The 10397-nt window shown below is 72.2% G+C and carries 12 protein-coding genes; 8 read left to right on the top strand and 4 right to left on the bottom strand.

The genetic code is table 11. The features are described 5' to 3' along the window. From cobA to SACPADRAFT_RS0208180, 8 genes are all read left to right on the top strand, one after another. The coding region (gene cobA / locus SACPADRAFT_RS26335; protein WP_007025105.1) for a uroporphyrinogen-III C-methyltransferase at positions 1-771 on the top strand (771 nt) is incomplete at its 5' end. Positions 772-821: 50 nt separating this feature from the next. After that, positions 822-1697: a crotonase/enoyl-CoA hydratase family protein gene (locus tag SACPADRAFT_RS0208210; protein ID WP_007025104.1), complete on the top strand. Its 876-nt coding sequence runs from the start codon at positions 822-824 to the stop codon at positions 1695-1697. A 265-nt stretch (positions 1698-1962) separates the two neighbouring features. Further along, positions 1963-2295 carry a hypothetical protein gene (locus tag SACPADRAFT_RS0208205; RefSeq protein WP_233357139.1) on the top strand — a complete coding sequence of 111 codons (333 nt, stop codon included), beginning with the start codon at positions 1963-1965 and terminating at the stop codon, positions 2293-2295. 34 nt (positions 2296-2329) lie between these two features. Beyond that, complete coding sequence (locus SACPADRAFT_RS0208200; RefSeq protein ID WP_007025102.1) at positions 2330-2941, top strand: CDP-alcohol phosphatidyltransferase family protein; 612 nt, start codon at positions 2330-2332, stop codon at positions 2939-2941. 258 nt (positions 2942-3199) lie between these two features. Next, complete coding sequence (garA, locus tag SACPADRAFT_RS0208195) at positions 3200-3664, top strand: glycogen accumulation regulator GarA (RefSeq protein ID WP_007025101.1); 465 nt, start codon at positions 3200-3202, stop codon at positions 3662-3664. Then, positions 3661-4458 (top strand): transcriptional regulator FtsR, encoded by a 798-nt coding sequence (ftsR, locus tag SACPADRAFT_RS0208190; RefSeq protein WP_007025100.1) that lies wholly within the window; start codon positions 3661-3663, stop codon positions 4456-4458. The genes garA and ftsR overlap by 4 nt, the downstream gene beginning before the upstream one ends. A gap of 225 nt (positions 4459-4683) precedes the next feature. After that, positions 4684-5157, top strand: a complete 474-nt coding sequence (locus tag SACPADRAFT_RS0208185) for a bifunctional nuclease family protein (RefSeq protein WP_007025099.1) — start codon at positions 4684-4686, stop codon at positions 5155-5157. 249 nt (positions 5158-5406) lie between these two features. Beyond that, positions 5407-5973 carry a MerR family transcriptional regulator gene (locus SACPADRAFT_RS0208180; RefSeq protein ID WP_157577099.1) on the top strand — a complete coding sequence of 189 codons (567 nt, stop codon included), beginning with the start codon at positions 5407-5409 and terminating at the stop codon, positions 5971-5973. An 87-nt stretch (positions 5974-6060) separates the two neighbouring features. On the opposite strand, the gene SACPADRAFT_RS0208175 is transcribed toward SACPADRAFT_RS0208180, so the two are convergent. The 4 genes from SACPADRAFT_RS0208175 to SACPADRAFT_RS0208160 all read right to left on the bottom strand — a co-directional run bounded on the left by SACPADRAFT_RS0208175 (position 6061) and on the right by SACPADRAFT_RS0208160 (position 10249). Continuing rightward, the gene (locus SACPADRAFT_RS0208175) at positions 6061-6930 is read right to left on the bottom strand and encodes a hypothetical protein (protein WP_040924102.1); all 870 of its coding nucleotides are present in this window, start codon (positions 6928-6930) and stop codon (positions 6061-6063) included. Positions 6931-7034: 104 nt separating this feature from the next. Beyond that, positions 7035-8090, bottom strand: coding sequence for a hemolysin family protein (locus tag SACPADRAFT_RS0208170; protein ID WP_007025096.1), 1056 nt, complete (start codon positions 8088-8090; stop codon positions 7035-7037). Next, positions 8087-9406 (bottom strand): hemolysin family protein, encoded by a 1320-nt coding sequence (locus SACPADRAFT_RS0208165; RefSeq protein WP_007025095.1) that lies wholly within the window; start codon positions 9404-9406, stop codon positions 8087-8089. The genes SACPADRAFT_RS0208170 and SACPADRAFT_RS0208165 overlap by 4 nt, the downstream gene beginning before the upstream one ends. Positions 9407-9661: 255 nt before the next feature. Continuing rightward, complete coding sequence (locus SACPADRAFT_RS0208160) at positions 9662-10249, bottom strand: TetR/AcrR family transcriptional regulator (protein ID WP_007025094.1); 588 nt, start codon at positions 10247-10249, stop codon at positions 9662-9664. Positions 10250-10397 lie beyond the last annotated feature (148 nt).

Genomic DNA, 10397 nt, shown 5'->3' with positions numbered 1-10397 from the left:
CCCGCCGCGGACACGGCGGACGCCGACACGCCGGAGACCCCCCGCGCGGGCGTCGCGCTTGTGGGCGGCGGACCCGGGGACCCGGAGCTGATCACCGTCCGGGGCCGGAGACTGCTCGCCCGCGCCGACGTGGTCGTGACGGACCGGCTGGTCCCCCGGGAGCTGCTCGACGAGCTGCCCCCGCACGTCGAGGTCGTGGACGCGGCCAAGATCCCGTACGGACGCGCCGCGGCCCAGGAGGTGATCAACCGCACGTTGATCGAGCACGCCCGGGCGGGCCGGTTCGTCGTCCGGCTCAAGGGCGGCGACCCGTACGTCTTCGGCCGCGGCTTCGAGGAGTTGCTGGCGTGCACCGGGGCCGACGTCCCGGTGACCGTGGTGCCCGGGATCACGAGCGCGTTCTCCGCCCCGGCCCTGGCCGACGTCCCGGTGACCCACCGCGGCGTGACCCACGAGGTCGTGGTCGTGTCCGGGCATGTGCCGCCCGGGGACGAGCGCAGCCTGGTGGACTGGGACGCGCTCGGGCGGCTGCGCGGCACCGTCGTGCTGATGATGGGGGTCGAACGCATCGGACGGTTCGCCGACGCGCTGATCGCGGCGGGCAGGCCGGGGGACACCCCCGTCGCGGTGGTGCAGGACGGCACCGTCCCGGCCCAGAAGGTGGTGCGGTCCACGCTGGAGAAGATCGCCGACGAGGCCGCGGCGGCGGGGGTGCGGCCCCCGGCGGTCACGGTGATCGGCCCGGTGGCCGGCTTGGCGCCCGCCGGGTGATCGTCGGCCCGCCCTCGGCACGGGCGACGGGGTGGGCGAGGATGGCGGGCATGAGCGACACCGACGACACCCCGGACACCGGTCAGGGCGACACCGGCACCCCGTTCGACGACCTCGTCTCGATGCGCGTCGAGCGCACCGGGCACGTCGCCGAGGTCACCCTGCTCGGCCCCGGGAAGGGCAACGCGATGGGCCCCGACTTCTGGCGGGAACTGCCGGAGGTCTTCGACGCGCTGGACACCGACCCGGAGGTCCGCGCGGTCGTGCTGACCGGCAGCGGGAAACACTTCTCCTACGGGCTCGACCTCGCGGCGATGCTGCCGCAGTGGTCGGAGTACCTCGGCGGCGACGCCCTGGCGAAGCCGCGCCGGGACTTCCTCGACGAGGTGCGCCGGATGCAGGACGCGGTCACCGCCGTGGCCCGCACCCGCAAACCGGTGATCGCCGCGGTGTCCGGCTGGTGCATCGGCGGCGGGGTCGACCTGATCGCCGCGGCCGACATGCGGCTGGCGTCGGCGGAGGCGACCTTCAGCGTGCGGGAGGTCAAGGTGGCCATCGTCGCGGACATGGGCAGCCTGCAGCGGCTCGCCCCGATCATCGGCGACGGCCACCTCCGGGAACTGGCGCTGACCGGCCGCGACGTCGACGCGGCCCGCGCCGAGCGGATCGGCCTGGTCAACGACGTGTACCCGGACCGGGAGGCGGTGTTGGAGGCGGCCCGGTCCACGGCCCGCGAGATCGCCGCGAACCCGCCCCTGGTCGTGCAGGGGGTCAAGGACGTGCTCTCGGTGAACACCGAGCAGCGGATCCGGGACGGACTCCGGCACGTCGCCACCTGGAACGCCGCGTTCCTGCCGAGCCGGGATCTCAACGAGGCGGTGCGCGCGTTCCTGGAGCGCCGGGAGGCGGAGTTCACCGGCGAGTGACCCCGCCCGCGGCACCCGGTGGTGCCCGGGGAGGGCGCACGTCCGTCCCCGGGCACCACCGCACCGTCGTGGGTGCGACCGGTGTCGTCCGATCGGGGGGTTCGTGGGTCGAGGTGCGCCGGACGGGTTAACAGCGTGTCGTGACGTGTCGATGGTCGCGGGTGAGTGGGCGCCCACGGGTGTGTCGGACGCGCCCACCGGCAACCCCTCCCACAGCGGATCCGCCGGGCGTCGGCGGACGAGCACCGACCGAGTGCAGGACACCATGAGCACCGAACACGACAGCGGCACCCGACAGGACAGTGACACCCGGCACGGCGGTGACACCCGGCACGGCGGTGACACCCGGCACGGCGGTGACACCCGGCACGGCGGTGACCCGGGGGACGCCGAGGCCACCACAGGGGCCACCACGGGGGCGGTCCCGCCCCCACCGACCACGCCGTGCAGCGTCGTCTGGAGCCGGGGCCGCCCCTACGTCCTGGAGAGTGGTTCCGGCAGACCCCGCTGGATGGGACGGGACCGGCACGGGCGTCCCCAGGCACTGACCGGGGAGGACCTCCGGAAGCGGGGCTGGAGCTATCGGCGCTCCACCTGATCAGGGCGACCCCGGGTCCGGCTACGGTGAGCGGGTGACGAAAGCTCCGCCCGGCCGCACCGTCGGTGAGGTCAAGTCGCTGGCACGGGAACTGTTCACCGTCCCCAACCTGCTGTCGCTGCTGCGGCTCGCCGGGGTGCCGGTGTTCCTGTGGCTGCTGCTGGGGCCCCGGGAGGACGGGTGGGCGCTCGCGCTGCTGGTGTTCGGCGGATTCACCGACTGGCTGGACGGCAAGCTCGCCCGGTTGCTCGATCAGACGAGCCGGCTCGGCCGGATCCTGGATCCGGCCGCCGACCGGCTCTACATCATGGCCGCACTGCTGGCCTTCCTGCTGCGTGACATCGTGCCCGCCTCCATCGTGCTCACCCTGTTCGCCCGGGAGATCGCCATCGGGATCGCGCTGGTGGTGCTGCGCCGCGCGGGCTTCGCCGCGCCCGAGGTGACCTACGTGGGCAAGGCCGCGACCTTCACGCTGATGTACGCGCTGCCGTTGTTGATGATCACCCAGGGTGACTCGACCTTCGCCGAGATCGCCCGCCCGTTCGCGTACGCCTTCACCACCTGGGGCGCGGTGCTGTACCTCTGGTCCGCGGCGCTCTACGTCTGGCAGGTCGCCGCCGCGGTCGGCGGGCGCCGCACCACCTGACGCGACCGCCGTCCGTCCCCTCGGCTGCTGCGCACACGCCCCCCGGTCCGGGCCGGTGCGGGCGGGGCGATTTCTCCGCCGTCACACGGGCGCGTGCGGGCCCGTCTGTGGGACGATGCGGCCGACGACGCGGCGACGTTTCGGCAGGTGTGATCAACGGCTGATCGGGGAGGCCCCGGGGCCGTGGGTGGTCCCGGCACGGTACGTTGACTACACCACGTTTCGATGACGACACTTCAGTGCGTAAGGAGAGCTCAGGTGAGCACGAACGACGAGTCCGGCGTTCCCCCGGAGCAGTCTCCGGAGCGGACCTCCGTTTTCCGGGCCGACTTCACGTCGGAGATGGAGGGCCAGGAGGCGCCTGCCGTCGAGGCGCAGGACGCCGGTGTCGACGCGCTGCCGGCGGGCTCCGCACTGCTGGTGGTGAAGCGGGGCCCGAACGCGGGGTCGCGGTTCCTGCTCGATCGTGACACCACGAGCGCGGGGCGGCACCCGGACAGCGACATCTTCCTCGACGACGTCACGGTGTCCCGGCGGCACGCCGAGTTCCGGCGGGAGGGCGGCGAGTTCGTGGTGATCGACGTGGGCAGTCTGAACGGCACCTATGTCAACCGCGAGCCGGTCGACCAGGCGGTGCTCTCCGGTGGCGACGAGGTGCAGGTCGGCAAGTTCCGGCTGGTGTTCCTCACCGGACCCGGGCACGGAGGTCAGGGGGCGCAGTGACGGCTGCCGGGCGGCCGCGGCCGGACGGTCTGAGTATCGGGGCGGTCCTGGGACAGCTGCGTCCCGACTTCCCGGACGTGACGATCTCCAAGATCCGGTTCCTCGAGTCGGAGGGACTCGTCCGGCCCGCGCGGACGTCGTCCGGGTACCGGCAGTTCAGTGCGGCCGACGTGGAGCGGCTGCGGTTCGTGCTGACCGCGCAGCGGGACCACTACCTGCCGTTGAAGGTGATCAGGCAGCGGTTGGACGCGGCCGACGGGGCCGACGACCCCGCGGCCGTGCTCCCCGCTCCGGAGCCCGTCCGACCCCCGCGCAGGCTCGTGGCGGTGGCCTCCGACGACGGTCCGGCCGCTCCCGACGGCGGGGAGGTCTCCCCGGCGTCGGGAGCGGCCCCGGCGGACCTGCTGCCCGACCCGGAGCCCGGGGTGCGGCTGTCCGAGCCGGACCTGCTCACCGAGGCGGGGATCGACCCGACGATGCTGGCGGAGCTGCGACAGTACGGACTGGTCCGGCCCGGGCCCACCGGCTACTACGACGCGGATGCGGTGGCCATCGCCCGGACCGCGCGGGCGATGGCCGGGTACGGGATCGAACCGAGGCACCTGCGGGCCTTCCGCGCCTCGGCCGACCGCGAGGTGGGGTTGCTGGAGCAGATCGTGACACCGGTCTACCGCAACCGGGATCCCGAGGCCCGCGCGCGGGGGGACGCACTCGCGGCGGAGCTCGCGGCGCTGTCGATCGGTCTGCACACCCTGCTCGTGAAATCCGGTATTCGGGGCATGGCGGGTGGGTAAACTCGACCAGGTGACGGACGCGACGCACGCGGCGTGTCCGCGCGGGAACGACAGGTTCGTGGCGAGCGACACAGGTTTCGCGGCGAGCGACCGATTTTTTGTGGCGAGCGACAGAGATTTTGTGGCGAGCACAGCGCCCAGATGACGGGTAGCGTCGAGTAGAGTCGATGCGGGATCCTCGTGACAGCGCTGCAGCCCGCGCGCAGGAGAGGGAGGCGAAGCCCGATGAGCGAGATGCGCGTCGTCGGCGTCCGGGTCGAGTTGCCCGCGAATCAGCCGATCTTGCTGCTGCGGGAATCCGACGGTGAGCGGTACCTTCCCATCTGGATCGGATCCGTCGAGGCCACGGCCATCGCGCTGGAGCAGCAGGGGGTCCGTCCGGCACGCCCGCTGACCCACGATCTGCTCAAGGACATCATCGGTGCGTTGGACCGGGAGCTGCAGCAGGTCATCATCACCGACCTGAGTGAAGGTACCTTCTTCGCCGAGCTCGTGTTCGACGGTGACGTGCGCGTCTCCGCCCGGCCGAGTGACTCGGTGGCGCTGGCGCTGCGCGTGGGTGTCCCGATCCACGCCGAGGACGGCGTGCTGGAGGAGGCCGGTCTGCTCATCCCGGACGAGCAGGAGGACGAGGTCGAGAAGTTCCGCGAGTTCCTCGACTCCGTCTCGCCCGAGGATTTCCGCGGCGCCGACACCTGAACGGCCCCGGCCCCGGCCGTGTGAGTGGGGGCGAAACCCGTCGGTGGCCGTGCCCGCGCGTCGCGTTGACCGCCCCCGTGGGCGGGCATACCGTCAAGGGACGATGGAGCGCGCCGTCGTGACCTGTGGTGGGTGGGCCGGTCGACCCGGATGCCCGTGCGCGGCGCGATCGTCGTACCGGTCGGTTCCGTCCCGGAGCCGGTGGTCTTGTTTCGCCTGCCGGCGCACGCGCGCCGGGCGAGAGGAGGCATGGTGGTCGACGACGGCCCGGTGCACGCCGGGAACGGGCAGACGGAGTTGTTCCCCGACTCCTCGCTGCCGGACGAGCTGGTGGGTTACCGCGGTCCGGCCGCCTGTCAGATCGCCGGCATCTCCTACCGGCAGCTCGACTACTGGGCGCGCACGAAGCTGGTGATGCCGAGTATCCGCACCGCTCACGGCTCGGGTTCCCAGCGGCTCTACTCGTTCAAGGACCTGCTCGTCCTCAAGATCGTCAAGAGGCTGCTCGACACGGGTGTCTCGTTGCAGAACATCCGGGTCGCGGTCGATCACCTGCGGGGCCGGGGTGTCCGGGACCTGGCGCGGGTGACGCTGTTCTCGGACGGCACGACGGTGTACGAGTGCACCTCACCGGAGGAGATCGTGGACCTGCTCCAGGGTGGGCAGGGCGTGTTCGGCATCGCGGTCAGCGGTGCCATGCAGGAGATCAGCGGCACGCTGCACGAGTTCCCGGCCGAGCGGGCCGACGGTGCGGAGCTCGACCCCGCGGTGCCGGACGAGCTCTCCGAGCGGCGCAACGCCCGCCGCACCGGCTGACCGGCATCGCTCGTACGGCTCTCCCGTCGGACAGCGCCGGACCGGAAGGTGTATAACGACCAATACGGCCGGGCCGGACGCGCGCGGTCATCTCTCCGGCGCCGGGTCCCCGTGCCGGTCCGGCAACGGCTCGGGGGGATCGTCCGTGTACCGGGTCAGCAGCCCACGACACAGCGTGATCAGACGGCCGCGCAGCGGGGCCGCGCGCCGGGCGAAGGCGGCCTGGGCGCGGGCGTACTCGGCACGGCCCTCGGCGGTCTCGATCCGCACCGGCGTGTAGCCGAACTCCCGCAGGTCGTACGGGCTCGCCCGCATGTCCAGCGTGCGGATGTCGGCGGCCAGTTCGAAGCAGTCGGCGACCAGTTCCGCGGGCACGAACGGGCCCAGTTTGTAGGCCCACTTGTAGAGGTCCATGCCCACGTGCAGACATCCCGGCTGGTCGAGCGCGGCCTGGGTGTCGCGGGTGGGGTGGTACCGGTTGCGGGGGACGGCCTCGTCGGTGAAGAAGCGGAACGCGTCGAAGTGGCCGCACCGCAGGTCGGAGTTCGCCACGACCTCGTCGGTGCCCGCGGATCCGAGCCGGAGCGGCACCTGGGAGTGCCGGATGCGGTCCGGGTCGGCCCGGTAGACCATGGCCCATTCGTGCAGTCCGAAGCAGTTCAGCCGCGGTCGCCGCCGGTCCACGGCCTCCAGCAGGGTCAGCGAGCGCCGCGTCGTCCGGGCGAGCCGGTCGGTGAACGCCGCGGGGTCCACCGAGATCCCGGCGTCGGTCTCCCGGTAGCCGGACCGGTCCAGGAACCGCCGCGCCCGCTCCCCGGTGAGGACGACGTCCGGCCCGGGCTGCCAGCGGGCCAGGTGCGACGGCGGGTGCGAGTAGTAGGTGAACAGGAAGTCCAGCACCGGATGCTTCTCGCCGCGCGAGCGGCGCCGCCGGTGCGGCTCGGTCCACGGCCGCATCCGGTGGGCGTGCGCGGTCTCGCGGGCGCGCCACTCGTCCGCGCCGAGCCGGACCGGTTCCGGGGCGGATCCGGCCGCGGTGGTGGGGGTGGGGTACGGCTTGCTCACGGATGCCCCGTGACGTGCGTGCCGTCCCGGACCGTGCCGACGTACTCCTCCAACAGGTCCTCCAACGCGACGATGCCGACGGCGCTGCCCTCGGTGTTGACCGCCGTCGCGAGGTGACTGCCCTCCCGGCGCATGGCCGACAGCGCCTCGTCCAGCCTGGCATCCAGGGCCAGGCGGGTGAGCCTGCGGGTCTTGCCGGGGGACACCGTGCCCTGCGGGTCGTCGCCCATCCGGTCGAGAACGTCCTTGACGTGGATGTAGCCGGTCAGCATCCCCGCCTCGGTCCGCACCGGGAACCGGGAGAAGCCGGTGCGGGACACGGCCCGCTCGACCTCGGCGACCCGTGGGCGGGACGGCAGCATCGTCAGCTCGTCCAGCGGCACGAGCACGTCCGACACCGTCTTGCCCGCCGAGGACAGGGTCTGGGACAACCGGCGGTGCTCGGACTGCTCCAACAGGCCTTCCCGGCGGGACTCCCGCAGCAGGGTCGCGAGTTCGTCGGAGGTGTAGCCGGTGTCCACCTCGTCCTTCGGCTCCACCTTCGCCAGCCGCAGCACGGAGTTCGCCATCCCGTTCAGCAGCCGGATGAACGGTCCGGTCACCCGCACCCAGGCCACGTGCAGGGGCACCAGCCACAGCGCCAGCCGCTCGGGTTCGGCGATGGCCAGGTTCTTCGGCACCATCTCGCCGACCAGCACGTGCAGCAGCGTCAGCGCCACCAGGGTGACGGTGAAGGCCACCGCGTGGATGACGTACCCGGGCAGCGGCACACCCAGCGCCGCCACGGCCAGTTCGAGCTGGTGCGCCACGGCGGGTTCGCCGAACTGCAGCAGCAACAGCGAGCAGATCGTGATGCCCAGCTGCGCGCCCGCGAGCATCAGCGAGACGTTGCGTGTCGCGTTGATCACGATGCGGGCCCGCGACTTGCCCTGTTCCAGCAGCGCTTCGAGACGGTCCCGGCGCGACGAGATCAGCGCGAACTCGGCACCGACGAAGAACGCGTTCGCCGCGAGCAGCACGACGATCAGCGAGATCGAGACCCAGTCGTTCATGCGGTTCCGGCCTCCTCCCGCTGGACGGTGATCTCCGCGATGCGGTGGCGGTCCATCCCGGTCACCTCGAGCCGCCATCCGTCCACGTCGATCGCGGTCCCGACCTCGGGGATCTCCCCGAGCCGGTCGAGCAGCAGACCGGCGATGGTCTCGTAGTCCCCCTCGGGCATGCGGAAGCCGGTGACGTCGAGCACCTCGTCGTCCCGGAGTCGGCCGGACACCACCCACCGGTCCGGGGCGAGCTGCTGCGCGGTCGGCTCCTCCTGCAGGTCGTGCTCGTCCCGCACGTCCCCGACGATCTCCTCGACGACGTCCTCCAGGGTGACCAGGCCCGCGGTGCCGCCGTACTCGTCCACCACGACCGCGACCTGGAAACGGGAGTCCCGGAGCCGGTCGAGCACCGCGTCGCCGGGCAGCGACTCCGGAACGGTCGGCATCGGCCGCATCAACGACGCCACCGGGGTGCCGTCCCGCTCGGCGGTCGGCACCGTGAAGGCCTGCTTGACGTGCACGGTGCCCCGGATGTCGTCCAGATCCTCGCGGTAGACGGGGAAGCGGGAGAACCCGGTGCGGCGGGCCAGCTCCACCAGGTCGGGCACGGTCTCGTCGACGTGCAACGCCTCCAGCCGCACGCGCGGGGTCATCAGTTCCCCCGCCGTCCGGCCGCCGAACCGCAGCGACCGGTCCAGCAGTTCCGCCGTGGACTCGTCGAGGGTGCCGGTCTCGGCGCTGGAGCGCACGATCGAGCCCAGTTCCTGCGGTGACCGGGCCGACCGCAGTTCCTCCTGCGGTTCCACGCCCAGCTTGCGCACCACCCAGTTGGCGCTGTTGTTCATCAGGTCGATCAACCAGCGGAACAACGCGGAGAAGCCGGCGTGATAGCCGGAGACGGCCCGGGCGGTGGGCAGCGGTCGGGCCACCGCCAGGTTCTTCGGCACCATCTCGCCGATCACCATCGACAACGTCGTGGCGAGCAGCATCGCCACCACCAGCGACGTCCCGGCCGCCGCCGGGTCCGGGATCCCCACCGCGGTCAACGCGGGCCGGATGAACCGCCCGAGCAGTGGCTCGGCCACGTACCCGGTGACCAGCGTGGTGAGGGTGATGGCGACCTGCGCCCCGGAGAGCTGGAACGACAGGGTGCGGTGGGCCCGCAGCACGGTTTTCGACCGCCGGTCACCGACGTTGCGGACGTTCGCCTCGACGGTGCTGCGCTCCAACGTCGTGAGCGAGAACTCGGCGGCGACGGCCAGGCCGGTGCCCACGGTGAGCAGGACGACGAACAGGACACCCAGAACGGAGAGCAGGATGTCCATCAGCGGCCCCCGGAACGGGCCGGGTCGCGACGGGAGGGGCCGCGACGGGACGGATCCGGAACGGGACGGGACGAATCGGGACAGCCGGGTTCCTCACCCGGCCCGGTACTGTCGTCCGGTGACGGCGCTGCGCGCACGCGAGTGTCACTCCTCCTCGACGGGAACAGGATACGGGGGCGGTAGAGCCGACATCTTAACCATCGGTAACGTCGACCGGTGAGGTCGTGTTCCCGCGGCCCCCGGCACGGGCGGCGGTCACCTCCCGCTCCGCCCCCGGTGCCGGCGCACACTCTCCTCCACGACGTCGAGCACGGGTTCGAGGTCGTCGGCGGGCAGCCCCATCGCCAGGTGCGAGACCAGCCCCTCCAGGACCAGCTCCAGGTAGGAGGTCAGCACGTCGACCCCGACGTCGTCCCGGAGGTTGCCGGACTCCCGCTGCCACTGCAGCCGCTTCCGGGTGGCCGTGGTCAGCTGCTCCGAACGCTCGGCCCACCGGGCGCGGAACTCCCGGTCGGTGCGCAGCCGGCGGGAGACCTCCAGCCGCGTGCCGAGCCAGTCGGCGGGATGCGGGCTGGTGCCGGCGAGCAGGTCCCGCATGACCTGCACGAGCCCCTGCTGGGCGACGACGTCGGCCATCCGGGCCGCGTCGTCCTCGGCCAGCGCCAGAAACAGCGACTCCTTGTCCCGGAAATGGTGGAAAATCGCCCCCCGGGACAGCCCGGTCGCTTCCTCGAGGCGGCGCACCGTGGCACCCTCGTATCCGTACCGGGTGAAACACACGCGGGCACCGTCGAGGATCTGACGGCGGCGCGCGTCGAGGTGGTCCTGGCTGACCCGTGGCATCCCACGATCTTGACACCCGCTGCCGACCGGCCGCAATCCGTACGTACGTACTGTGAGTTGTGTCGGGTGCCCCGTCGTCGCCGCGCACCCGCCCACGACGGCGTCCCCGCCCACGACGGCGCACCCGCCCACGACGGAGCACCCGCCC

The sequence above is a fragment of the Saccharomonospora iraqiensis subsp. paurometabolica YIM 90007 genome, assembly GCF_000231035.2.
Lineage (GTDB): Bacteria > Actinomycetota > Actinomycetes > Mycobacteriales > Pseudonocardiaceae > Saccharomonospora > Saccharomonospora paurometabolica.
This window is presented reverse-complemented; position numbering and strand designations above follow the sequence as displayed.